The sequence below is a fragment of the Bacillus sp. WC2507 genome (genome assembly GCF_052656125.1).
In genome coordinates, this window is record NZ_JBQXPN010000001.1 from 3294317 (window position 1) to 3320620 (window position 26304).

Below are 26304 nucleotides of genomic sequence, written 5' to 3' on the forward strand. Positions count from 1 at the left end.
GTGACATTCAGTGATAAATAATTTATTTTCTAATCCATTACATGCTGATGCCAAACTTCTCTTTCTTCATCACTCATTCCTCCAATTATTTTTGAAAAATCTATTTTTCTTTCAAATGAGTCTTTTAACATATAAAATTGTTCAAACGAACCTGTAAATATTTCTAATGAACGAGAACAACAAATCGTTTTAAGGTTATCAATTGTTGCGCCATCTAATTCTAATTCCTTTAGTCCTTTCATTTTACCTAATGCGGTTCCATCCTTTACCTTTGTATCTGTCAACTTTATATTTTGAATTGACGAATTGTGTTTTAAGCAATTAAAATTAACAATGATGCTATTTTCAAATTCAATTGTTATTAACTTATTTAATTTTTGCAAAACAAGCAAATCCAATTCACTAACATTTTCTAAACCTAAAATATACAAATGCTTTAAAGTGTCTACTTTTGAAATTGCATAGAGCTGCTCGCGATTTGAAATATGTACAGTAAGCGATTCTAACTTTTTAAACTGCGGTAGTAACGAAAAATCTTGAATACTAGTATGTGAAATATCTAATTTTTTTAATGATGCTATTTCTACAAGTGCCGATAGATTATTTATCCTTGTATTCTTTATATTCATTTCTTGTAAGTGCTGTAAATGTAATATTGGCGTTAAATCTTGAACCGGATTTTTAACTAAATATAACTTCTTTAAAGAATTCATTCGTTCTAATCCTGTTAAATCTTTAATTTCATTTCCAGATAAAATTAGTTCTCTCACTTCCGTACACATCTGTAATGGACTAATATCTTCTATTCCATTTCCACCTAAATATAATCTCTTCTCTCTAATAAACTTGTCTGCACGTTCAGATGGTCCGACTATATTTCTCCAATTCTCATCTAAACTATCATACCAATCTTTCACGTTATTTTCAGATTGAAATATAAATTGAGGATGTAAAACAGGTAATTCAATATTAAATAAAGCGTCTAAAAAATGTATATTATCGTTAGCACCATAACCCCAATATATATAGTCTTCTTCTTGGTGAATGGTGAAATTTTTATTTTTTAACGTTTGTAAAATAAATAGTAACAAATCTGAAATTCTATTTGCAATTACATATTTTACTTCTTCATCTCGTCCAAAATTAATAACTTGTCCCATTTCCCCCTTTTCATCCGGATCAATATCTATTCCTATATTGTTACCGCCATAATCTTTACTAATAGGTATCCAATTGTGATTCACATATCTTTCCCTAATACATTCTGTTGGTATTGAAAATGCATCAAAATTAAAAAACTCATCATCTTCAATTCTTTTCCAAACTCTCCACTCATCCAAAACTTCATCTAACGAGAGAAATGGCAAACCAAAAAATAAACCTGGTCCTGATTTATCCTCACCGTTATGTGCGAGATAAAGATTACGTAATTCATCTGGAAACGAAATTCCCATTTCACTTTCGGCAAATTGAATTTCTTCTATTGTTGCAGGTGCATTCAAAAACGGTTTAAAATAATTCGTTAATTCATCTTCCAACTCTTTTAAAATAGTATGATTCATTTTCCACACTCCCCTTGTATTCCATAATAAAAAAGCGCTATCACTTATATTAATTGTAATTAGCAGCACCTTTTTTCGCAATGACATTAATTTAATCATATTGCATACAAACGAACAGTTTTATCCTTGTACAAACCAAAAGCAGCAGCGTTTTCACATTTCAACAACTAGACTCATATCCTAATTTCAGATTGTGTGAAAATATATGAAAGGCAGGTAATACAAATGACTTCTAATATCGACTACACTTCCCCCTCAACTAATTTCACTTATGATGTAAGTAAAAGTAATTTTTTTAAGAAAGATGCCCAAAATTATATAAACGTACTTGGCATAAAACAATTAAATACTTTAGAAAACACTTCTTTATTAGATATCTATTTAAGTACAGGAAATGTTGTAGAACCACATATTCATCAAAATGCAGCTGAACTTGTTTACTGTATTTCAGGATCTGCTGTTGTTTCTTTACTTAATCCTTTTACAAACCAAATATTAAACTTACCGATAAAACCAGGGCAAGTTGCCAACATTCCACAAGCGTGGTGGCATTATGAAATTGCTACAGCAGATGGTACTCATTTATTAGCTATTTTCGATGCCCCAACCCCAGAAGTTATTTTTGGTTCTGATATTTTAAGATTAACTCCCGCTAATATGATGGCTCATACTTATTGTCTCGATGAGCAACAATGGAAACAAGCGGTATCCCCTATTCAATCCACTACAGTAATTGGTCCCCCAGCAAACTGTAATCAAAACCGCGAAATGATAAATCAGCCAACTCAGCTCCCTATTCAACAACAAAATCTATACTACCATGATTCTTATTATTACCCTCTTTATTGGGGGTATTAATTTATATCATTAAAAGACAATTATTTATCTCCTCGAAAAATACGTGGGAGATTTTTTTATTGTATATCCTCCATTCCTATTTTTATCGTAACAATTAATAGAGTACATACATATAATATTTATATATTTAATTGGAGGTGATAGTACTATGAGTAATTATAACTATCGAAAAAACTACTCTCATAATAAAAATAGTAGTTCATCAGCATCCTCTCAGTCTTCGAATTCTCAATCTTCCAATTCCCAATCTCAAAGAGATTTAGCAGAACAAGGCTATGTAAAGAAAAAAGGATGTAACTGTAATAAAAACAAATAGTTTATTTCGAATGTAAACAATAATATTTCAACGCTCACGATAAATAACTTACTTCCCTTGTATACAAGTTTATTTTATGGATGAATTCTATTTTTAATAGAATTCATCTTTTTTGTTTATAGGTCATTTTTCAAAGCATTTAACTTAATGCATAAACAATAGAGTATAAATTTTGTTTTTTCTTTCATACCAACTTAACAAAGAATGATTTCTCAATTGATTTATCACCTATCTTCCCATAAAATATAGCCCTTCCTAATATAATTAGGAAGGGCTATATACAAATGCCAGTTCAAATTTCAAACAGACATTATGACAAACTAGACGATATTAATACCTGCACTTACAAATCCAGCTACTGCAGCTATTGGACTTGCCGCTGTTAACGAAACATACAGTAGTATTTTATCTCCAGCAGTTACTGGAATAGCTTCAGGTATAATACCTGATGATGTAGCACCAATCGCTATTACTGCAAATGCTGGTGTTAATAATAGAGGTGCACCCTGTACTGTAAACGTGTTACTTGCTGCAGGTGCAGTTAATATTTGTATCTGCACTTGAACAGGTGATAATGGAGCTAATGCAGCTGTTGCACTAAAGAAACCTGCTAATGACGTAATAACCCCATCGCGTGGTGCTACAAATGCATAATCACCTATACCTAATGCCAATGTGATACTAGTTCCACCTGTTAAAGCTATGCCAGGCTGACTAAATCCAAATCCAAGGAGTGTTCCTGTATTAGCAATTAACGCGTTAACTAACGCAGATGGTGTTGTACCTGAAGCAAACGGAATAATAGCTCCGCCACCAGTTGCTCCTGTTAAGCCTGTCGGACCTGTTGCTCCTGTTGGGCCTGTTGCTCCAGTTGGACCTGTTGGGCCTGTTGCTCCTGTGTCTCCCGTTGGACCTGTTGGACCTGTTGCTCCTGTGTCTCCCGTTGGACCTGTTGGGCCTGTCGCTCCTGCTCCTGTTGGACCTGTTGCTCCTGTGTCTCCTGTTGGGCCTGTTGGACCTGTTGGGCCTGTCGCTCCTGCTCCTGTTGGACCTGTTGCTCCTGTCGCGCCTCCTGCTCCCGTTGCTCCTGTTGCTCCTGTTGCTCCTGTTGGGCCTCCTCCTGGAGTAGCACCAATTAGTTGAACTAATAAGTTTAATAGAAGTTGTAAACTTGCAGGATCAATAATTAAAGAGAAGAAGAATGGTGCAAGTGCGCTGTAGAATTGTTGTAATAAGGAAAGCAATTCGCTTAAGTCTGGGTTAGGAGACTGTAGTACATTGATAATACTTTGAATTAATTGTTTTAAATAATTACCTTCTGGAGAAGGTGCTAATTCATTTAGCAAATTCAGTAGTTGAGTAAATAAGTTGAGTAAAGCTAATCTGTTTGCATCACTTGGATTTGCAAAAAACGCTGCAATAGCCGAAATTAAAGAGTTTAGTAAAGTTATTAATCTTCCTAATTGTTCGCTAGTAATTGGAACCGTTTGTGGATTGTTACAACAATCTGGTGTGAAAACAATCGGATTATTGCAGTTGTTATGACCAAAACAATCATTATGTTTCATTTATTTCCTCCTTACCTTTCTTATATTTGAGTATTTTCCTATTATAAGAACTATAAAATTGTGCATAGATTTCATTCACTTAAAATAGGAAACATGAATGATAATTAAACTTTAAAATGTTATTTAATTATGTTCATGACTCACATATTAATTATATGTTTTTAATAATTGACTGCTTAGATTAAACACCTAAACTTAAAAGTTTATTTTATTTTTCCACGTTTATCTCTTAGGTCCAAAAGCACATTTTAACTTGAGTATAAAAACTAAGCATTAGCATATAACCACCAAAACAACAATATCTTTACTAAAATTGTGTTCCCTCTATTATCATGAAGCCGTTTCTATTATCAAAAACTTTCATACAATATATTGGACAAGTTATCCCATACTTTGTTCAAAAAATAATTTAGGGAGTGAAAATTAATTGCCTATTATTCAACCCTTTATGGCATCTAGAAGATTCACATCTACACTAGGAGCTGGAACCGGAACTGGTGCAGCTTTTGCAATTGCTGCTACAGCTTGTTTAAATGATGCCGGTACTACTGCAACTGCTTTTCCGACTTTTACGTATTACAACTTATATGTAAACGGCATTCTTCAACCTAGTGTGAACTCCAGTGTTACTACTGGACCTACCGGTGCTATTACAATTCCTGGCGGAGATGCATTAGACGGCGGAATTCCAATTACAATCGAATTTATCGTCACTTAGTTTAACTACTTTAATGTAGAACAAAAAGACAGATTCTTTTTATCTAAGAATCTGTCTTTTTTAATTAATAATGATAAATTGCAAAATAATTGAAGAACCTTGCGTTGGTGGTTGATTATCCAATAAAGTTAGCTGACCATTACTAACCTGATATAATGGTTGTGGTTGAAGTATTCCATTAATAAACAAATTAATATAAGAAACCTCATCAGGAGATAATATGTGAGTTGTACCATATTGAGCTAGCCCATCTGAATCTGTATATATAAGTTTCTCTCCATCTGCAAAAGTGTAAAATAATAAATTAGTTGTTGTTATTGGTCCAATTACTCCAGTTGGACCCGTTGCCCCTGTTAAACCAGTCGGGCCCGTTATTCCCGGTGATCCTGTTATACCAGTCGCACCTGTTACTCCTGTTGAGCCCGTTAAACCAGTCGGGCCTGTTATTCCCGGTGATCCTGTTATACCAGTCGCACCTGTTATTCCCGGTGATCCTGTTATGCCAGTCGGGCCTGTTACTCCCGGTGATCCTGTTATACCAGTCGGGCCTGTTATTCCCGGTGATCCTGTTATACCAGTCGGGCCTGTTATTCCCGGTGACCCTGTTATACCAGTCGCACCTGTTATTCCCGGTGATCCTGTTATACCAGTCGGGCCTGTTATTCCCGGTGATCCTGTTATACCAGTCGCACCTGTTACTCCTGTTGAGCCCGTTAAACCAGTCGGGCCTGTTATTCCCGGTGATCCTGTTATACCAGTCGCACCTGTTATTCCCGGTGATCCTGTTATACCAGTCGCACCTGTTACTCCTGTTGAGCCTGTTATTCCCGGTGATCCTGTTATACCAGTCGCACCTGTTATTCCCGGTGCCCCCGTTAAACCAGTCGGGCCTGTTACCCCTGTTGACCCTGTTACTCCCGTTAAGCCGGTCGGACCTGTTATTCCAGTTGGCCCCGTCGGACCGGTCATTCCCGTTAAACCCGTTGGAATATAAATTGGGGGAAGAACTGGAAAAGTTGGTCCAATGTTTTCAGGTTCTATCATAGCTTTATTTATTGATAATTTATTATCTCGCTTCACTTAAATACCTCATCCCACATTTTTGTTTACTAATTAACAAAATAATACATCTATCATTTTAGAAGGATTCCATAACTACTTTTTTCATTCTCAAATGATTTTTACATATAGTAAACTTTTTACCGTTGCTATAACCAGTAGTATTAATATAATAAAATGATAGTTCCATTTCAAAATACTAAATCGGTTACGTTCTAATTAAAAATGAGGTGATTTATATTCAAGATAAGAATGAAAAAAGAACTATTATCACTGGCTCTTGAAATTATTCTTCCATACAGACTTACAGGTCCTACTGGGCCCACAGGCATTACTGGACCCATTATTACAACAAACTCTATGTTCGCTAATAATACATTAGGTGGTCCCATTTCAGTCATATTAGGTGGAACTAATATTCCACTTTCTAATAACCAAAGTCTCAGTAATTTTACAGTGAACGCTACAAATGATATATTTACAATCCCTGTTACTGGAAGATATAATTTAACCTATCAAGTTAATACAACAACTTCTCTACTTGCTGGTACAAGGCTACTATTAAACTCTTCGATTCCACTTCCCGGATCTATTTTTTTACCCGCAATATCAACTTCAAATTATAATAATAATTTAATAAGCAATTTAATTGCTGGTAATACAATTTCACTTCAACTATTCGGCGTATTATCCGTAGTTAATTTAGTTGGAGGCGGTTCAACAGGTGCCTCTTTAACAATTATACGAATCGATTAAAAAATGATTCGTTCTTTTTTATAATAATCATTCTTAAATGCTAAAATAGTAACTATTACGTCATTCCTAAAGCTTATATTTCAATAACTTCACGACAGTGATTATGCAATAAGAAACACTTTGTACTATATTCATAGTACAAAGTATCTATACTAAATTTTCCGTATATACATTATCAATTTACACTCCTTCCTACCAATGTTACATTAAATATGAAGACAGTTTCTCAAATGCGAACCATCTCAAAACGTATTTGAGAAACATACTCCAATCCTATACGCGAGAGCAATACTATGTTGACACTCAAACGAGTGTCTTTTTTTATGAATTTTAAAAAATAAAACCATCTCTTTTAGATGGTTTATCAACACACATTTCTATATATTCTTGATGAAATAACAAGTTTATACAGCTGGATAATAGATGGTCATACTTAACCGAGTTAGCGTTCTTCCGAAATTATGATAAGAGTGCGGTCTATCTGCCTTAAATCGAATTGCATCTCCGCTATTTAATGTATATTGACAATCATTTATTTCAATTATCAATTCCCCTTCAAACACAGTTATAAATTCTTCGGTCCCTTCTTTATGGCCTTCCGAACTTAACTTCCCTTCTGTTTCAATTTCAACCATATAGATTTCAAAGTTCCTATCATCTTGAAAAGGAAAAGAAGGATACACTTTATATCTCCCATTGTCTTCTGATAATACTTGAACATCATTTCGTAAAACAAGTTTCGTATCTGGTTGCGGATTATTGATTAAAGAAGTAAAAGATACTTTCAATCCATTCGCAATTTTCCATATCGTTGTTAATGTTGGACTTGACTCTCCTCGTTCAATTTGTCCAATCATCGTTTTACTTACACCTGTTAATTGCGAGACCTTTTCCAAACTCATTTTCTCTTTCTCTCGTATTGTTTTTAAATTTTTCGCCAAAATAAGTTGAATTTCTTCCATAAGAAACACTCCTACACTATATACAATATAACGACCGTTATGTATAATAAAAAGCACACGTTATATTGTTCTTTTCGGTCATTATAACACACACTAAATAATTAGGGGGTTTTGAAATGCCTATATTTTCTTTTTTGTTATTTGTTTTTATTAGTAGCTTCACACCCGGTCCTAACAATTTTTTAGCTATGACATATGCTAATCAACATGGTTTAAAAAGGAGTATGCAATTTTGCTTCGGAGTAGCTTTCGGGTTTTTCATCCTCACTTCCTTATGTAGTTTTTTTAATATTGTACTAATTAATATCCTCCCCAAAATCGAGTTCCCTTTAAAAATCTTAGGTGTAGCATATATGCTATATTTAGCTTTTAAAATACTCACTAGTAAAACTAGTACAGATCCCGATGAAAAATATAATAAAAATTTATTTTTAGTGGGGATTTCCCTTCAGTTTATTAACCCTAAAGGGATACTATTCGGACTAACTGTAGTATCAACCTTTATTCTCCCTTACTACAATTCATATTCAAGTTATCTACTTTTCTCATTATTTCTCGGTGTAGTTGGTTTAATGAGTACATTTAGTTGGAGTTTATTTGGTTCCATGTTCCAAAAACTTTTATTAAAACATACTACATCATTTAACATCATTATGGCCGTTTTATTAGTTTTCAGTGCTATTTCAATTGTAGTCAATTAAATTCAAATTCTAAATTTTTTTCTTATTAAAAGTATATTTTACAAATATAGATGATATTTTCAATGAACATCCCACTTACATGCATTACTTATTTAGTTTTAGTCCGGAATTAAAAATTAAAAAAGAGGATTACTCATTTTAAGCAATCCTCTTTTTAGGATCGATTGATTTTTAAACATTCTGTTCCACTAAACTCAAATCTTTACTTAACTTCATACCACCAGCCTTTACGATCAAGGTAATCCGTCATACCTTTAAGTTGCGCATCTGAAGTTGGTTCAGAGATAAAATATGTTAGACCATCAGATTGTAAGATGAAGTTAGCTGTCATTTTTAGGGACGTTAATGCTCCCATTACATCAGGTGTTTCATACGGTGAAAAAGCTCCTGATTGAATGATATTTTTTTGGGATGGCGGAGTTGTCCCACCAGATTGCCCTGTTAATGCATAAACAATTGAATTTGCAATCTTATCTGGATTCCATTTTGCCATATCTGCTTCATTATCGATAAATCCAAGTTCAATTAAGATTGCAGGTGCTTTCGTATTCGCTAACACATAAAGATCTTTTCGTTCCTTTGCACCACGATTTGACCAGCCAATATCTTTTGAAAGTTGCGCTGCTATCTTTGCTGATAATGCTTGTTGGTCATAATACAATACTTCAACACCATTAGCATTCGTATCATATGAGTTTAAGTGAAATGAAACTACTAAGTCTACATCATGTGAGTTTGTTTTTGATACTATGTTATTTAAATTTTGTGCCTGCGTTGTCCCTACCTCATCAGTATCATCATAAACTGTATGCCCTAATGCTCTTAATTTAGCGACAACCGCATCCTTAACTTGGCGATCCATAATGTGTTCTTTCCGATTTCCATAATTCGCACCCTGCACAATACTATTGTGCCCTCCATGTAAACTATATCTAGCCATTGTTCAACATCCCCTTTTTTATTACTATATTCAAAGCTCGTCTTATTGTCCGGTCAAATATCCAGTACATCTCCAGCAAACAAAAATTAGGGCACTAGTTTAATTTTTAATTCTAAATAATATATTTTCTAAAACAAAGAACTCATAAATAAAACCACAGCTAATATTTTAAGTTGCGGCATTAACCTATTTATTTCAAAATCTTTTTATTATAATACAAAAAATACGCTATAATATAAGTTATTGTTCTTTAGGAAGGGTTTAATGGCTGATAAGTATAAATTTTTGATTCTCATTGTTACAGCATTTTTTTCTTTCTTTTCCTTAATAAAAGATTTCCGCAACACTTCAAAAAGTTTCTTTTGGGGAAGCTTTGCAATCTTAACAAGCTTTATATTATTATTAACTCACGCTTTAGAGTTAACTCCAATACTGCTCTATTCGGCACAGATTGCTCTTGAGATTATTACAATACCACGTAAATTAATTCTTCCATCTGTCACTGAAGTTGCTAGTATTTGTTAACAATTCGTGTATCTAAAAAATTTCAAGTCTATATTTCTAATTATCTTTATAAATATAAAAATGCGGTTTCTCCTTTCTAGAGAAACCGCACTATATTATATTTTAAACTGACTCGTATACAAATCAAAGTTGTATCCTCACATTTACGATTAGTTATTTCACTATTATATTCCTAATAAACTCCAAACACCTTATCTCTTTCTACGCTTCTTCTGCTTCTTGCTACTTCCTTTATTTCTCCTTGCTTAACTAGTTTTTCAAGGTATAAACGTACTAGCTTATAAACACTCTCTTTTCGCTGTTTTTCCTGATCTTCTTGATTTTTCATCCGGACGCACAATGTTTTGTAGTTTTTCAGCTCCTTCACCACAAGTCTACGCATCTCCTTTTCATCGATGTCTTCAAAAAATGAAAATTGATTCATGCGATACGGCCCCGTTCGATCTACTTACTTATAAATGGATTACTTTATTGAGTTTCCATAAAATGGTAATTAATATATAATTAAACTATTCAAATCTTAGGTGGTGATACAAATGACTGAAACAATCCGAATCGATCTTTTCACACTTGTAGGAATAAGTGCCATATTTTCTGTAATTAAAGAATTGCAAAAACCAGAAAAAAGAAAGTTTTGGATTACCTTCGAAACTTTAATTCTCATTGGGGCAGCCTGGATGTTAATAGGACTTCTCATGTAACCTACATAATTAGTACCCCCCTTAAATGAAAATCAATATTTTGTCAATAATGTAAGTAACATTAGATTTTCTCCTTGTTCCTCCTTGGAGAACCGAGTAGCTAGCTTTTTTATTTATAATAAAGATAGGACCTTGTTTTCGTATAAAGATTATTTTATTCCAATTTTAAACTATTCATCCTCCTTCCTTTAACCCCCGGTTGCTATTGAGATATTATTCGCGTATGATTTAAGATAAGCATTTCACTTTATCGTTTTAAAGAAAGGAGAGTACCAAAATCATGAAGAAAAAATCAATGAATTTTTTATCAAATGGATATGGGTACTCGACTGCTGTTTTTTTCTAAAATCATTTTTATAGGATGAAGTGTGTCTAAAAATGATATAGAAGAAACCGCAGTTATTTTTTACGATGAGGTGAAATATATGAGAAACGGAATAATCACCAGAAAAAATCCAACAAATATGCTAGAACCAGTAGGAAACTATACACATATTACTAAAATCCCTAGAAACGCAGAGTTATTTGTGTCATCAGGACAGATCGGGATGAATCAGGACGGTCAATTCCCAGAAAGTATGAATGAACAAATCAGTAACACTTTTAAAAATGTAAGTAAAGTCTTAGATTCTGAAAAATTAACTGCTGCGAACATTATAAAAGTGAATATATGGGCAACAGAAAAAATTGATTGGGAACACATGGATTTGGAATGGGAACAATTATTTAATACTGAATACCCAGCAATGACAATTGGATATATTTCAGAATTAGGATTACCAGAAATTAAAATTGAAATAGAAATATGGGCAGCTAAACCCTAATATAAATACACACTTCATTCCATTTGGAGAGCAGTTAGCTTTTGCTAGCTGTTCTTTTGTTATTCATCGTCACATTATGATGCAATGGTCATATATTATCTCGAAGTAAAAAACCTAATTTGCTTTTTCATACCTCACTTTTCCCTTAAAGAGCACTTTTTAAAGGCGCTCTTTTTAGGTTGTTTTGAATAAAATTTAATATCCCTTCAATAATATAGATAGGCGATGGCCATAACTCATTTAGTGATGTCCCTAATCTTTCTCCTTTCCCCCTTTTAGAGAACCAGCCGAAAAGTTGCTGTTCTTTTATTTGCAACCCTGTTAGACAAGCTTTCATATAATATAGTCATTCCTTTCTTAAAAATTAAGCTCATCACTTGAGTAATAAAAATAGGATTAAACCCTATAACCTTTTCAGAAATCATCCATATTTTATTTCTGAAAAAGTGCTTTGTTTATGACAACATGAAATTTTTATTAACTTTGATCGTATTTTTTGATCTATTATCTATGCATTCAAACATTTATATACTTTTTTAATACCTATCTCAATTGTTTTGGCTATTTTTGCTCCAAAAGGTACATCGAAAAAAGTCGCTGTAGCTAGTTTGATAATTGCATATTTGGCCTATTTTTTATAATTGGTTGGGGAATAGCAGAATCAAAACTAAACTAATCCCTTTTCTCTCAAATAAGGATTTTGTTAAAAACTTACATGAATATTTTTTTCGTTATATAATTAAATTATCAATATATCAGGAGTGTTAATAATACTAAAAACAATAATGATTTTGTTATACATCTGTTTCGGAATTAGTGCAGTTTTTAGATTAATAAAGGAATTTCGAAAACCACAGAAAAAACAGTTCTTGATTTTAGTTGATTCTCTAATTTTGATAGGAGCTATATTTTTAATGGCTAGTTTCTTTATCTAAATTACATAAAGAGAACTCCCAGTTAGTGAAGCAGTTAGCAAAAGCCAACTGCTTTGTAATTAATATAACTATTTTGTTTAAATTCACCTCAATTCATACCATTTTTTCTTAATATTCAAATTAGCAACTGTATAATATAATTAAACTATTTGTATGAGAGGTGATTATTATGAACTGGAAACAAAAATACAATCCAAAGTATCTCTTTTACCGTATGTATAGTTATATTTATAAAGCCCTTGATGATATATCATGGTCCTTATAATAATTTAGATTGTTATGAGTACACATTTTCTGTGTGCTCTTTTCACATTTCTATAAAATAACGCCTTCATTTCAAAATTATATTGTTTTAAATTATCTATTCTACTTCTCTTCTCTTGTTCATATGCCAAGTACTTTATTCATAAACTAAAAATAATTGACATAACTGAATGGAGGCTAACAATGTCTTTTGCAAATATTATTAAATACAGGCGCGTTCCCCACTTCAATTCTAACTTCCCTTTAATTTTATTTTGGAGCCAGAAAAGTGGTTGTACTTCTCTTGCACATTGGTTTTTTTATCAAATTAATTTATTTAAGCAAGCCATAAAATACGATTCTTTCATCCATAATTACGAAAATGAAATATACAAAAACTCCTCAGATTACTTTATTGAATTAGCTGCAGCTTTATATTCAAAAGAAAAGGATACCTATAAGTTAGTAAGAAACCCGTATACAAGAGCTGTAAGTTCATTCTTCTCATTAATCGCTCCTCCATACATAGAAAACCCAGCATGGGAGCCCGTTCGGGGTTTTTATTATGGTAACAGCATTTGTAGTAAGCCTATTTCATTTAAAATCTATCTCTATTACTTAAAATCACAAATGACTGATTTAGAACAAGTAGATCCACATTTGACACCACAGTATGTACCCGGCGAAGAAGCGTTTGTTACAAATTATATCTACCTTGAAAATTTCTCTACCGAAATTGTACATCTAGAACAAACATATCAATTCAAAACTTCTCCTTTACACATACTAACCAAATCATGGCATCATCAGAAGGACAGGGCGATTTTTAGAGGTAATTTTGCAGACGCTGATATTACCAATCCTTTATTCCCACGCCTCCCAACATACGATAGTTTTTATGATCATGAAACTATCCAATTAGTACAAGATATTTTTAATAAAGATTTCAGCACTTACAAATATCCATTAACTCCTTTAAAAAATAAGTGATTTTCTAATTACTGTTTCCTATATTATAGAGAAACTTAAATTCACCTATTTAAGTTTCCTCATAAAACTCTCGTAGTAAGTTGGGACACTGAAAGCAGTGTCTTTTTTTTATAAAACTCAAATCGCATTATCTATTGATTTTTTAAAATGTATAGTAAAATAGTCGTTAAGATTACCGTCATTCGTTCTATTTGTTCCACTGCCGTTATATAATCAAAGTGCAATTATTTCACTATTATATACAAATAAAAAACACTTATAACGAGCGCTTTTTTACACGTTATTAGTCAAACTGTAAACTTGGATAATTGTACTAGATACAAAAACTTCAAGTTCCAAACGATTAGTCTCAATTGATGAAAAATAATTGAAACATTATAAAAACATACAATTATAATAAACACTGATAAATTAAGACTTGGTCAAACGTATACGGATTGTGATTTAGTTGTTAGTACCAAAAAAGGTAAATGCGTTTGTCGCGGTGGATTTCAAGATATTTTTATGGCTTATTTAATAAAATATGAATTTTAAAAAAGTCGATTTCATGGTTTACGTCATACTCATGCAACACTACTTTTGAAACAAAGTGTACATCCAAAGGTTGTAAGTGAACAGTTGGGTCATAAAGACGTTTTCATAATCTTACATCACTAGTCGCAAGTTTTACCTAAGACACAAGAAGACGCAGTTAAAACATTTAGTGAATGACTATTTGGATAGTAATGTTTGCAAATATAAAAATGCGGTTTCTCCTTCCTAGAGAAACCGCACCATATCAAAGTTCTTATTATATTTTAAACTGACTCGTATACAGATCAAAGTAAAATCCTCTATCTTCCATAAGAGATTCATGATTCCCTCTTTCCATAATACTTCCATCTTTAATAACAAGAATTTGATCTGCTTTTTCAATCGTTTTCAGTCGATGAGCGATTACAAAACTTGTTCGACCTCTCATTAAATTGTTCAGTCCTTCTTGAATTTGTAATTCTGTTCTCGTATCAATATTAGATGTCGCTTCGTCGAGAATTAATATATCTGCATCCGCTAAAATTGCCCTTGCAATCGCAAGAAGTTGTTTCTGTCCTTGACTTAAATTCGATCCTTCTGAAGCAATTTTTGTTTCATATTGATTCGGTAAATGCTTTATGAAAGAATGTGCAGATGCTGCCATAGCTGCATTAATTACTTCTTCATCACTAGCATCTAATCGACCATAACGGATATTATCCATAATCGTCCCAGCAAATAAATACGTATCTTGTAAAACTACTCCTATTTTACTTCGCAACGAATTAATATCATAATCTTTAATATTTTTTCCATCGATATGAATTTGTCCTTGCTGTATATCGTAAAAGCGCGTTAGCAAATTAATGATTGTGGTTTTTCCCGATCCAGTTGGACCAACTAAAGCAACTGTCTCCCCTGGCTGTGCCTTAAGACTCACTTCTTTTAAAATCGTTTTATTTTCCTCATATCCAAATGAAACATTCTCGAGTGCAACATGCCCTTGTAAATTTTGTACAATGAATGCATCTTTTTTATTTTGGATTTCCGGTACTTCATCCATAATTTCAAAGACACGTTCTCCACCAGCAACTGCCGCTTGAATTGTATTCATTAAAGTTGCGAATTGACTGAGTGGTCTTGAGAATTGACGAGAATAATTAATAAAAGCTGCAATGACACCTATTGTTGTCATTCCATTTAAAACCATTACTGATCCAGTCCCAATTACAAGTCCCATACCTAAGTTGTTAATAAAATTCATACTCGGAAAAATAAAAGCTGAAAATGTATCCGCCTTCGTTGCTGAAACTCTTAGTTGTTCATTAATTTTATTGAAATTTTGTACGGTTTCTTTTTCTTTACCGTATAACGTTGTAACATCCGCTCCTGTTATAGCTTCCTCAATAAATCCATTTAATTCTCCTAAATCTTTTTGACGCTTTGCAAAGTTTTTACCACTATAAGCAACTAGTTTTTTTGTAACAAAAAACATAATAGGTACTGTAATTAAAGTAACAATCGCTAGAATCCAATCTAATGCGAACATCGCAATCGTTACACCTATAAAGGTTAATGCTGATGAAATAATTTGTACAACACTTTGTGTCAATGCTTGATTCAAATTATCTATATCATTTGTCACACGACTCATTAAATCCCCTTGAGAACGTACATCAAAGAACCGTAAAGAAAGCGTCTGGATTTTCTCAAAAATATCTTGTCGTATTTTTTGTATCGTTTTTAATGCAACGTTAACCATGACAAATGTTTGTAACCATGTTAACAATACCGTTACACCGTAAATCGCAATAAGCAACAAGCACATTCTCGCCGTACCGCTTAAATCTTTCGGTACAATATATTGATCTATAATTACTCCCATTAAATACGGACCTAATAGCCCAAGTAACGTCGTAACAAATACTAAAAATATAACGAACGTAAGAGCAGCCTTTTGATACCCCATATAGTTCCATACTCGCATTACAGTTCCTTTCGTATTTTTAGCTTTAGCCATCTTAGGCGCGTTACGTCCACCTTTATTAGCAAATTGTCCTTGAAAATTACGCATGTTCTTTCCCACCTTCTTTATTTAAATTGCCACCTTGGGAAAGATAGATTTCTTGATATACCTCACATTGTTCTAACAGTTCTTCATGTGTACCATCACCAACTAATTCACCGTTATCTAAAACGAGAATTTTATCAGCATCTATTATTGATGAGATTTTAGAGGCAATTAATAATGTCGTTGTTCCTTTATATTCTTTTCTTAATGCCGATTGAATGTTAGATTCTGATTTAGCATCAACTGCTGATGTAGAATCATCTAATACAAGAATAGATGGCTTTCTCACAAGCGCTCTTGCAATTGATACACGTTGTTTTTGTCCACCTGATAAATTCGTTGCACCTTGTGTTAAATGATATTGATAAGAATCTTCCAGCTTGTTAATAAACTCCGTTGCACAAGCTGATGAAGCCGCTACTTCCAGTTCGTCACTTGTTGCATCTTCTTTACCATAACGTAGGTTCTCTTCTATACTACCTGAAAACAACAATGCCTTTTGAGGTACAAAACCTATTGAACCACGAAGTTTTTGTAAATCGTATGCCTTAACATTTATTCCATCAATGCATATTTCACCTTGATCAACATCGTATAAACGCGGTAACAGTTTTGCTAAAGTAGATTTACCACTTCCTGTAGAACCGATAATCCCTACTTTTTCACCTTTACATATGCGAAATGAAATATCTTTTAAAACATATTCATTATTTTTCGTGTAACTATAACTAACATTTTTAAAGTCAATATGCCCCTCAATTTGCTTAGGTACAAGCGCATTTGTTTCGTTCATAATATCAACCTCAGTATTTAAAACTTGCTGTACACGATCCGCAGACGGAAATGCTCGCGCGATTTGCATAAATACCATACTTATAGACATAAGTGACATTAATATAATGTTCAAATAGTTTATAAACGCTAATATAGCTCCTACTTGAAGAGTTCCATTAAATACTTTTTCTCCACCAATCCATAATGTTGCGACGATCCCTCCACTTACAACTAACATAATGATTGGCATCATTAAGGAAATAAACTGCACCGCTCGAATATTTATCTTCGTTAAATTTGTATTAACATTTCCAAACTGAGTGATCTCATATTTTTGTCTTACATACGCTTTAATAACACGTACACCAGATAAATTTTCTTGTAACTTTGTATTCACTTTATCTAATGCTTCTTGCACCCTTTTGAACGTCCCACTGGCTTTACTTGCAATAAATATAATGGCAAGTAATAAAATTGGAACGACTACGAGTAATATAGGAAATAACTCACGCGCTGTTACAAAAACAATGATTATACTTCCGATAAATAACAAAGGACCACGAACAAGAACACGTAATGTCATCGTCATCGCCGATTGAATAGAAGTAACATCATTTGTCACAATCGTTAATAATTTCCCAGTTCCAAATGAATCACGATTTTCACTAGAAAATGTTTCTATTTTCGCAAATACATTTTTTCGTATGTCTGTAGCGAAATTCACAGCTGCTTTTGTAGAATACATCATACACCCAAGTCCTCCAACTAAACCAAGTGCTGCTGCTCCTATCATTAGAAGCCCCATTTTTATTACATAATTCATATCTCGATTTGCTATCCCAACATCAATAATATGTTGCATAATAGTCGGTTGAATTAAGTCCATCGCAACCTCAAGTACCATAAAAAGCGGTCCAATAATAGCGAAGAACATGTATGGTTTTAAATACTGTAATAACTTACGAAATGATTTCATACATAATCTCCTTTTTCCTATGAAATTACCAATTAATAATTCTTACCCTCCTTACCTAAGCCATATTATTTATGATTTTTTTATTACTTCTATTATATTATGCAAATTAATATTTAACATTATTAAATGATAAGCATTAATGACTTCTCGGTCAATAAATGTGCTTTGTATTACACAAATAGAAAAACCGTATTCTTAAATAGAAAGAATACGGTTTTTTTATCTATATGTGTTAAACTACAAAATTTAGTTTTAAATTCATTATTATCAGGTGAACTTCACATGTACAAACCTATTTTAATAGTATTTATACTTATGTCTCCATCAAAAACATCTATATAAACATTTAAAACTCCGTTAATACTGGGAATTTATACCCTTTAAAATCTAATTCTTTATTACTTCGAACCATTAAATACTTACTAGACTGTAATTCAGTAAACTGTACATCCTCAATCCCTAATTGATCTGGAGAGAAGTAAAATTCAATTTCTGTAAATCTTTCAGAGATTTCCCCGCATATTTCATCTAAAACTGGAATTACTGGTGCAAACACTCCATATAATTTCAACTTTTCATTATCTACTTCATACACAATTAGAGCATCTAGTTTCTCTAAATAATACAGTTTCTCATTCCATTTCGCGTCATACATATTTAAGTAAAATGAGGACTGGAAGTTTATAGTTGAAAATTTATTTGAAAGCCTTTGGCTACTAGCGATCGTTTCATGTATTAACTGTCTATTCTCTTCATCAGAGTAATCTAATTTTCTAAGCAGAGAATCGTTATTATTATTTTTATCGTATGGTATACTCATCAGATATTCCTGTACAACTTTAAATCCAAATGATGCATATAATTCAGGGTTTTCAGTAAACAACATTGTACAATCACATTGTTTATCGATTTCCACTATCACCTTTTCCAATAAATGTGTCATTAGCCCTTGTCTACGAAAATCTGGATGCGTCATTACCGATTGAATACCCTTTGCGTTTATTCTTTCACCATTGATTAGCAATGGTAGCGAAAATACCGCAACATTTGCAATCACTTTATCTTCTTGTAAAAATGATAAAGCTTTATATGTATCATCCCAATACCCTTTCTCCGAAAAATCATTCAATGTTTGACTTGTAATTCCAAACACTTCTTCAAATAAAGGAAATAACTGCTCTCTTTTCGGTTCTTCTATTAGAAGAGTTGCAAATTTTTCAACATTCCCCATGTTGTACCTCCATACGTCAATTCCATTAAATTAGGTATAGTTATATGACCTACTCATAATAGGCCTTACAAATCAATATACTATCATAAAACTTTAAAAAAATGTCTAATTTATTTTATGTTTTGACTATTCGGAAGTAAGTCGAATAAAGCGATATTAAGATTTTTGAATATTAATAAGTTTATTATATAAAAATAGTGCGTTCTACTTCTTTTTTACTAATAGAAATGCACCATTTATAAAAAAATATTTTTTATTATTTTTTTCCTTCTAGTCTCTCCTTCGTATTAATTTCTTCTCCTCTCATTCGTTTTTCAAACGTATTTCTCCAACTAGTAGAAAGTGCATGTACTTCTAAGATCCTTTTTAGCCCTTCCAAATTTTGTTTTTCCTTATGCATGATACGATTAGCAAATGCCACCGTAACACCTTTTGGATCAGACTTCAGTAATTTTAACGTATCAGCAGGTGATACCCATCCTTCTTTTAATACGCGAAAATAAAACCCTGTATATCCTGTTTCTTGAAAATATAGTGGTAACTTTGGAATATTGTATTTCTTAGCTAATTTAAAACAAGGTTGTCTCGGCTGCGTTACTTGTACAATTGCTTCTCCAATTTGAAATGTATCACCAATACAAACATCCTCTTCGCACATATCACTAATTGTTATATTTTCTCCGAATGCTCCATATACAAGGTCTTGATTCAACTCTTTTTCCCAATATCCATAATGTTCTCCCGAATACACACAAACCGCTTTGTCTACTCCACCATGATGAACCAAATCCGCCTGACCATCACCTTTAAATTTTAAAAAAGATAAAAATATAGGCTCCTTTGTTTCCACTTTGTTAATACCTGTTTGAATTAACTTACCTCCGTACATAACTTCTTTAGGCAATCCTATATTTAAAGATAGTACCTCATATACTTTATTCACCTTAATCGCTCCTCTTACTTACCCACAATTTTGCAAAAAATGAATCTATCCTTTCAAACTCTCTGTCTATTTTTTAAAAATGACAAAAGGTCAGAAAATGTAATAGCTGTCAAATATCCTTGCTCCAATACTTATCTATCCTTACTTCAAATGCTCTTCAATTCCTCTCTAATAAAATGATTATAAGCTCCACAAAACCATTGTTCAATCCAATTATTTATATAATAATGATAGGTATAACCTATCATTAAACTTGAGGTGATCCCAATCGAATTACGACAACTTGAATATTTTTTAGCTGTTTCAAAAGAATTACATTTCACAAAAGCAGCTGAGAGATTAAATATTTCACAGCCTTCACTAAGTCAACAAATACGTGCATTAGAACATGAAGTAGGAATGCCTCTTTTCGATCGCATTGGTAAAAAAATATCTTTAACTGACGCAGGAAGGATTTTATTATTACATAGTACAACCATTTTTCATGAAGTCGAACAAGCACGTTCTGCTATTCAAGACTTAAACGGATTACAGCAAGGTTCGTTAACAATAGGATCATTGTTAACCGTCGTGAATTATTTATTACCACCAGCTATTTTAAATTTCAATAGTTTATATCCCAATATAGAACTTTCTGTATTAGGGCTTCGTACAGGAGATATTCGTGAAAAATTATTACAAAACGAACTAGATATCGGCATTACTTTTCTCCCTGTGCACGATAAAGAGATTATTTCTATCCCCCTATACAAAAGTGAACTTACATTAGTCGTACCAACCGGTCATCAATTAACTGAACATGACCATGTATCTATCGCTGAATTACAGAACTACCCTTTAATTCTTTTACCTAAAAATTTCTATTTAACTGAATTAATTACATCTCATTGTCAAAAATTCAACTTTAAACCAAAACCAATTTTAGAAATTAGTACGATGGAATCTTTAATCCAAATGGTCTCAAAAGGAATGGGAATTACAGTATTACCCAAACCGTATATAGACTTTTTACAAAATGATAATATTCAAGCTATTAAAATAGAAAATCCTACTCCAACTATAGATATAGGACTTATTTATCGCAAAGATAAATATATGTGCGCTGCAACTCGAGAATTCATTAAGCAATTGAAACTAACCGTGCATTCTTTACAAAATTAAACGAACAAAAGAGATTATCCTATGAAGTCGTTTCATAACGACCTAGTAGAATAATCTCTTTTCATAATGAAATAAAGTATTACCTATAAATTTTAGTGTACCTTTTTGGAAATTGGAATATACTTTGTAAAATAAGCCCCGACTAACAATAATACAATTGAAAATAACACTGTCAAAATACCGCCAAAATGAAACCAGTATGCAAACAAATTAAAAATTGTAAGTGAAAAGAAACAAATTGAAGTTAATGCACTCTTCAATCCTTTTATTTCTGCTTTTTTTCTTTTTTGATACGCAATATACATGGAAACGGCTAGAAAAATGATAAGAACAATCGTTAACAAAATTTTTAGCATCGGTAATCCCTCCAGTATAAATACCCCCTTCGTTACTACCATCTTATCCCATTTATCCTTTTGGAATCAATTTCTTATTCTCTTCTCTCCAAAAATCAGTATACGTTTTATTTTCGAAGTTTACATTCACCTCTGAAAAAGGAAGACTCCCTCCAACCTCCAACGAGTACCAGTCATTTAACAGCGGTGATCCGAAACAAATGTTCATTGTGCATTCATGTAAATCAAATAATACAGAATGTAAAGTTCCAAACCATTCTTCATAATTATGCACAGACAGCCCGGCTGGATATTCTTTTTCTACTAATCCTTTTAAAGACTCCATACTCACTTGTTCATTTCGATTTAAATGTTCATACAATGTGTGATATCTGTTTGTAGATTGTTCTAATCTCCTATTATTCAATTTTTGAATAGGTAAACTGACCGCATGGTTTGTTGATATTATAAAATCTTGGCTTTCCTCATCAATTGTGATTATTGATTTATATCCGTCAAATATTTCAATACGTGCTGCATCTAAAGGATCCGCTACTATTAGATTAATATTACTAGCAATTGGTATTTCTTCTATTAGTGACTTAGCCTCCTGCACATTTTTGCATTTCTCCAATAATACTCTAATGACCGCAAAACATTGTAAACCACTTACCGCTGGCTTTCTTAAACCTGCAATATTTCCTACCGGTTGGCCACATGCTGAAAATGTAACAGATAATCCATACTCGTTAACTCCTTCCGTTCGGCCAAAATATTGAGTAGAAAAGCCACTATGTGCATATGCACCTTCAACATGAGTCGAACAAAAGCGCATATCATCTATTACTGGTGACAAATCATAGTTTCTTAATACATAAGTATGCTTTAAATCTGTCTTTTTAGGTAAAACGGCACAATGGCTACAACCTGCTTTTAATAGTGTTTGATAATAATACATCATATTTTCAGATGGAATTTTTAAAACTTCACAAAACCCTTCAATCTCTTCATTAATTCCTGGACAATATTTATGTAATATATTCCTAGATTCTGTCCAATGGTGGTGCGATATTAAGTTTTCTTTCTGTATAAATTGCGGAATGAGATAAGGATGTTGTTTCACAAATTCCCCTTGTTGCTTACCGATTTCATAAGGACTTCCTTTTAACGATGAAAAATACCCCTTTACTTGATACATCTAATTCCCCCTTATTGAATTTATCCATATCGTACCAAATAAACTTTATTCATTCTTGATGTTTTTTACTGTCTTTCAAATCAAATGTGGCTGAAATAAAGCAAACAATTATAAAACAAAAACTAGGAAGCTGTAATCAATTTCATCCTTATGCTTTAGAATTACTTGCTATTTATGAAAAAGCGCAAGAAATCCCTCAAAATACCAATCATTTAGAAGGTACATTGAGTATTACATCTAACGAATCATTAGCAGTATATCGTTTACCACAATTATTACGTACTTACAAACAGAAAAATCCGAAAGTAAATATCGTACTTGAAACAAGCACAAATGAACAAGCATTACAAAAATTACGTGAAGGAGAAACAGATGTTGTCTTCATAATTGGAGAAAGTGTAGAACATAATGATTTTATTACGCGTACTTTTAGTAATGAAGCATTTGGATGGATTTTACCTATTCATTCCCCCATACATACTAATCCATTTCATTTATTACAGGACACCCAGTTTATTTTTACTGAACAAAGCTGCGGCTATAGACCGATGGTAGATCGTTTTTTACGTCAAAGCGGGAATATTCCAGAGAAAACATTTGAAACTTCCAACGTTGAAGTCATTAAACAATCCGTTATATGTGAGTTAGGAATTTCAATTCTTCCTTATATCGTTGTACAAGAAAATTGCCAAAAGGAACAAATACGATTTCACCCTATCGAAACTCCAGATGTTATCCAAAGTCATGTAATCTATCATAGATCTAGATGGATTTCACCCGTTTTACAATCGTTTCTTTCCTTACTAGAGGAAGACTAAAAAGTGCACAAAAAAAGAGTAACTGCCTAATAAGCACTTACTCTCTTCTACTATTACCTTATTTATTAGTCTGTCCCCCACCTGCAATTAATTGACTACCCGAATATGTACCTTTTTGCATAAACACTTGATTAATTAACTCTTTTTGTTCCGCTTCTGACATTCCCCCTTTTCCTTCGCCTAAATTCCCGCTTTGTAATTTCCAAATCTTATTGTGATCCGCATCAATTTTTTCATATTTTCCTTGTTTCCATCTCTCTAAAATATCTGCATATGTATTTCCTTGCACAAGATCATTGCTCTTTACAATATCAAGTAAACTTTCAATACGTTCTTGTGTAATAAAAATATAGCCCCACTTTTGATCAGCTTTCGTTTTTTGATGTGCCATTTCATGTAATGCTGTTTGTATGTTCTCATCTGTCCATTTAAAATTTTTATTAAAGCCGCTATTCGGCAATGAATGATTGCCATTTTCCAAAACCTTTGCATCTTCAGCTTTTACATTACTATCAGCTAATACTTCTACTGCCGGAGCGGCTGGTGATGCCTTTTTCGCAACTGGTTTACTATTATTCAAATAATACAGCATACCATACGTTATACCTACACCGATTACCGCCATACCAGCTAAAATACCTATTATTTTAAATAATGTTTTCATCTTGCTTATTTCCTCCCACATATCCCATTCATAATATCTATTTATCAACAACAGATGCAGCATCTCTTTTTTCGCTTCTTACTACATTTTTTTCTTACTAGTTAACATAAACAGAACTTTTACTTTCTAGAAATGTAGCAACTCCATCCTCATCGTTACTTTTAGCAATAAATTTAGCGACTGCCTTTAATTCCTCAACAGCGTTGCTCATCGCTACACCAACCCCACACTTCTCGATCATTTCCATATCATTGTAGTCATCTCCAAAGGCAATAACTTCAGATACGTCTCTATTTAAGTGTTGTAGAACATATTGAATACTATTCCATTTTGAAACTTCTGCATGCATAATTTGACACAATGTCCCGTCATCTGTAATGACTGCCTTGCATTCATCAGGCAATTCGTTAATAAATTTCTGGTTTATTGAGCCTTTAGTACAAATAATTGCTTTAGAAGCTTTTTCAAAATCTAAATCTCTTACATCCATAATTTCACATGGTATATTACCGAAATAATCAGTAACATCAAAATTTGAATACAACTTATCACCTAATTCAAGACAAATCTGATGAAGATTATACTTCTTTGCTATTTCTATGATTTCTAAAATGTTATTTTTAGAAATCTTCATTTCATATATAATTTCATTACCTTTAAGAACTAGAGCCCCGTTATAACAAATGATAATCTCACTCTTTAACTCGTTGGGAATATACTGGTTTATAGCTCTTGGCGGCCTTGCTGTAGCAAAAATCAGTTCGTCTCCATTATTTTTACATTCCCTTAAAATATGAATAGATTTCTCTGAAATTGTTTTATCACTTCTTAATAAAGTACCATCCAAATCTGAAATAATAATCTTTTTCATACTTACATTTATTCTCCTTTCACAAATAATAACTCGAAATATTGATTATTTGTTGAATCAACTGAGCTTTTGCGGGTAGTTAATCTTTACCTACTTTTTCTCTCAATTCCATTTCAAGTCTCATTTTCATTTATTACATAGTTTTTATTTCCTGAACCACATATATATTTCCTTATATTATATTTCTTTTCTTTACGAATTGAAAGATTATTCTGTCAAAATCCCCCATCTTTTTCAAATGCAAATCCCCCTCTAAGCATTTCGTTTTAAATTTATAAAAATATATGCTAGCCTACATATAAAGGAGATGAATAAATATGAGTTTATTGTATAGAGGTTTAACTTTTTTAAACTTTGATGATACATATTTATTACAAAATAAACTTCATTCTTATTCACATGAAGATATTGATTTTAGTCATTTAGAGCACTCAAACCTGTATTGCGAGACTCCTTCTTTAATGCGCATTAAACGGGAGTTATACCGTAGAAAGCAAAAAGGAATCACTTTTATCGGTTCTGGAAATTATCATTATGTATCTTATTTACTACTGAAAGAAATAGATGAACCATTTAGCCTTATTTTATTTGATCATCACACTGACATGAACTTAAAAGAAGAAAATGAACATACTCTTATTTCTTGCGGGGCATGGGTATCATTTGCTCTTCAAAATAACCCAAAATTAAAGAAAGTAATTATTATTGGACCTTCTTCTTTAACAATACATTCTAATGATTATTCACGCGTAGAAGTGTTTCCGATAGATATATCACATGAAGTATCTGTACATACGATACTTTCGCATATTCATACAGATAAGATATATGTAAGCATTGATAAAGATGTTTTAGATTCAAAAGTAACTATTACAAATTGGGATCAAGGACATATGAAACTCTCTACACTATTAAAATGTGTTCATTCTCTTATTAGGAATAAAGACGTCTATGGTATCGATATTTGTGGTGAACTACCGGTTTATCCGTCTCAACTCTTTCTAGCTAAATATACAAATGCTATTAAGAAAAATGAAAAAGCAAACTTACAAATTTTAAAATCAATATATAATACATAAAAAACAACGAGT

General features: G+C 32.4%; 24 protein-coding genes and 2 pseudogenes. 12 read left to right on the forward strand and 14 right to left on the reverse strand.

From position 1 onward, the window contains the following. Positions 1 to 29: 29 nt before the first annotated feature. Positions 30 to 1562, reverse strand: a complete 1533-nt coding sequence (locus tag ACUN28_RS17515; RefSeq protein WP_016087879.1) for an SMI1/KNR4 family protein — start codon at positions 1560 to 1562, stop codon at positions 30 to 32. Between the two features lie 225 nt (positions 1563 to 1787). Here ACUN28_RS17515 and ACUN28_RS17520 point away from each other — a divergent pair, with 225 nt between their 5' ends. Then, on the forward strand, positions 1788 to 2420 hold the full coding sequence (locus ACUN28_RS17520; protein ID WP_016087880.1) for a cupin domain-containing protein: 633 nt from the start codon (positions 1788 to 1790) through the stop codon (positions 2418 to 2420). A gap of 636 nt (positions 2421 to 3056) precedes the next feature. On the opposite strand, the gene ACUN28_RS17525 is transcribed toward ACUN28_RS17520, so the two are convergent. Then, positions 3057 to 4304, reverse strand: a complete 1248-nt coding sequence (locus tag ACUN28_RS17525) for an exosporium glycoprotein BclB-related protein (RefSeq protein WP_016087882.1) — start codon at positions 4302 to 4304, stop codon at positions 3057 to 3059. A gap of 427 nt (positions 4305 to 4731) precedes the next feature. Here ACUN28_RS17525 and ACUN28_RS17530 point away from each other — a divergent pair, with 427 nt between their 5' ends. Then, the gene (locus tag ACUN28_RS17530) at positions 4732 to 5022 is read left to right on the forward strand and encodes a DUF4183 domain-containing protein (RefSeq protein WP_001121647.1); all 291 of its coding nucleotides are present in this window, start codon (positions 4732 to 4734) and stop codon (positions 5020 to 5022) included. A gap of 60 nt (positions 5023 to 5082) precedes the next feature. Here ACUN28_RS17530 and ACUN28_RS17535 read toward each other — a convergent pair whose 3' ends face one another. Continuing rightward, a complete protein-coding gene (locus ACUN28_RS17535; protein ID WP_445423407.1) occupies positions 5083 to 6102 on the reverse strand; it encodes a DUF4183 domain-containing protein in 1020 nt (339 codons plus the stop codon). 231 nt (positions 6103 to 6333) lie between these two features. On the opposite strand from ACUN28_RS17535, the gene ACUN28_RS17540 reads away from it, so the two are divergent. Next, on the forward strand, positions 6334 to 6837 hold the full coding sequence (locus ACUN28_RS17540; RefSeq protein WP_016087885.1) for a BclA C-terminal domain-containing protein: 504 nt from the start codon (positions 6334 to 6336) through the stop codon (positions 6835 to 6837). A 404-nt stretch (positions 6838 to 7241) separates the two neighbouring features. Here ACUN28_RS17540 and ACUN28_RS17545 read toward each other — a convergent pair whose 3' ends face one another. After that, positions 7242 to 7856: a helix-turn-helix domain-containing protein gene (locus ACUN28_RS17545; protein ID WP_098404987.1), complete on the reverse strand. Its 615-nt coding sequence runs from the start codon at positions 7854 to 7856 to the stop codon at positions 7242 to 7244. Between the two features lie 59 nt (positions 7857 to 7915). On the opposite strand from ACUN28_RS17545, the gene ACUN28_RS17550 reads away from it, so the two are divergent. Beyond that, positions 7916 to 8500, forward strand: a complete 585-nt coding sequence (locus ACUN28_RS17550; protein WP_016087887.1) for a LysE family transporter — start codon at positions 7916 to 7918, stop codon at positions 8498 to 8500. Between the two features lie 202 nt (positions 8501 to 8702). On the opposite strand, the gene ACUN28_RS17555 is transcribed toward ACUN28_RS17550, so the two are convergent. Then, complete coding sequence (locus tag ACUN28_RS17555; protein WP_016087888.1) at positions 8703 to 9440, reverse strand: N-acetylmuramoyl-L-alanine amidase; 738 nt, start codon at positions 9438 to 9440, stop codon at positions 8703 to 8705. A 264-nt stretch (positions 9441 to 9704) separates the two neighbouring features. On the opposite strand from ACUN28_RS17555, the gene ACUN28_RS17560 reads away from it, so the two are divergent. Then, positions 9705 to 9965 (forward strand): hypothetical protein, encoded by a 261-nt coding sequence (locus tag ACUN28_RS17560; protein WP_016087889.1) that lies wholly within the window; start codon positions 9705 to 9707, stop codon positions 9963 to 9965. A gap of 172 nt (positions 9966 to 10137) precedes the next feature. Here the strand turns inward: ACUN28_RS17560 and ACUN28_RS17565 are convergent, their stop codons facing one another. After that, positions 10138 to 10389, reverse strand: a complete 252-nt coding sequence (locus tag ACUN28_RS17565) for a hypothetical protein (RefSeq protein ID WP_080117982.1) — start codon at positions 10387 to 10389, stop codon at positions 10138 to 10140. 112 nt (positions 10390 to 10501) lie between these two features. On the opposite strand from ACUN28_RS17565, the gene ACUN28_RS17570 reads away from it, so the two are divergent. The 4 genes and pseudogenes from ACUN28_RS17570 to ACUN28_RS17585 all read left to right on the forward strand — a co-directional run. Beyond that, on the forward strand, positions 10502 to 10666 hold the full coding sequence (locus tag ACUN28_RS17570) for a hypothetical protein (protein ID WP_016087890.1): 165 nt from the start codon (positions 10502 to 10504) through the stop codon (positions 10664 to 10666). Between the two features lie 425 nt (positions 10667 to 11091). Further along, positions 11092 to 11490, forward strand: coding sequence for a RidA family protein (locus ACUN28_RS17575; protein ID WP_033660146.1), 399 nt, complete (start codon positions 11092 to 11094; stop codon positions 11488 to 11490). 1382 nt (positions 11491 to 12872) lie between these two features. Further along, entirely contained in the window at positions 12873 to 13658 is a 786-nt protein-coding gene (locus ACUN28_RS17580; protein WP_016087893.1) for a sulfotransferase family 2 domain-containing protein, read from the forward strand. A gap of 552 nt (positions 13659 to 14210) precedes the next feature. After that, positions 14211 to 14315: pseudogene (locus ACUN28_RS17585) on the forward strand (tyrosine-type recombinase/integrase); the annotation flags it as partial. Between the two features lie 133 nt (positions 14316 to 14448). Here the strand turns inward: ACUN28_RS17585 and ACUN28_RS17590 are convergent. The 4 genes from ACUN28_RS17590 to ACUN28_RS17605 form a co-directional block, all read right to left on the reverse strand. Next, positions 14449 to 16245, reverse strand: coding sequence for an ABC transporter ATP-binding protein (locus ACUN28_RS17590; RefSeq protein ID WP_016087894.1), 1797 nt, complete (start codon positions 16243 to 16245; stop codon positions 14449 to 14451). Further along, entirely contained in the window at positions 16238 to 17992 is a 1755-nt protein-coding gene (locus ACUN28_RS17595) for an ABC transporter ATP-binding protein (protein ID WP_016087895.1), read from the reverse strand. Before ACUN28_RS17595 ends, ACUN28_RS17590 begins: the two co-directional genes overlap by 8 nt. A 346-nt stretch (positions 17993 to 18338) precedes the next feature. Continuing rightward, positions 18339 to 19223, reverse strand: a complete 885-nt coding sequence (locus ACUN28_RS17600; protein ID WP_016087896.1) for a GNAT family N-acetyltransferase — start codon at positions 19221 to 19223, stop codon at positions 18339 to 18341. A 256-nt stretch (positions 19224 to 19479) separates the two neighbouring features. After that, a complete protein-coding gene (locus ACUN28_RS17605) occupies positions 19480 to 20112 on the reverse strand; it encodes an MOSC domain-containing protein (protein ID WP_048894659.1) in 633 nt (210 codons plus the stop codon). A gap of 312 nt (positions 20113 to 20424) precedes the next feature. Between ACUN28_RS17605 and ACUN28_RS17610 the strand changes: the two genes are divergently transcribed. Continuing rightward, the gene (locus ACUN28_RS17610; RefSeq protein ID WP_016087898.1) at positions 20425 to 21327 is read left to right on the forward strand and encodes a LysR family transcriptional regulator; all 903 of its coding nucleotides are present in this window, start codon (positions 20425 to 20427) and stop codon (positions 21325 to 21327) included. Between the two features lie 92 nt (positions 21328 to 21419). Here ACUN28_RS17610 and ACUN28_RS17615 read toward each other — a convergent pair whose 3' ends face one another. Next, positions 21420 to 21683 (reverse strand): hypothetical protein, encoded by a 264-nt coding sequence (locus ACUN28_RS17615; RefSeq protein ID WP_033660068.1) that lies wholly within the window; start codon positions 21681 to 21683, stop codon positions 21420 to 21422. Between the two features lie 52 nt (positions 21684 to 21735). Then, positions 21736 to 22860 carry a C45 family autoproteolytic acyltransferase/hydolase gene (locus ACUN28_RS17620; protein WP_016087900.1) on the reverse strand — a complete coding sequence of 375 codons (1125 nt, stop codon included), beginning with the start codon at positions 22858 to 22860 and terminating at the stop codon, positions 21736 to 21738. Between the two features lie 134 nt (positions 22861 to 22994). Here ACUN28_RS17620 and ACUN28_RS17625 point away from each other — a divergent pair. Next, positions 22995 to 23678, forward strand: a pseudogene (locus ACUN28_RS17625) (LysR family transcriptional regulator substrate-binding protein); the annotation flags it as partial. Between the two features lie 58 nt (positions 23679 to 23736). Here the strand turns inward: ACUN28_RS17625 and ACUN28_RS17630 are convergent. Together ACUN28_RS17630 and ACUN28_RS17635 are read right to left on the reverse strand one after the other, a co-directional pair. Further along, positions 23737 to 24342, reverse strand: coding sequence for a PRK06770 family protein (locus tag ACUN28_RS17630; protein ID WP_098405432.1), 606 nt, complete (start codon positions 24340 to 24342; stop codon positions 23737 to 23739). Positions 24343 to 24439: 97 nt separating this feature from the next. Beyond that, a complete protein-coding gene (locus ACUN28_RS17635; protein WP_016087903.1) occupies positions 24440 to 25213 on the reverse strand; it encodes a Cof-type HAD-IIB family hydrolase in 774 nt (257 codons plus the stop codon). Positions 25214 to 25530: 317 nt separating this feature from the next. Here ACUN28_RS17635 and ACUN28_RS17640 point away from each other — a divergent pair, with 317 nt between their 5' ends. Further along, entirely contained in the window at positions 25531 to 26292 is a 762-nt protein-coding gene (locus tag ACUN28_RS17640) for an arginase family protein (RefSeq protein ID WP_016087904.1), read from the forward strand. Positions 26293 to 26304 lie beyond the last annotated feature (12 nt).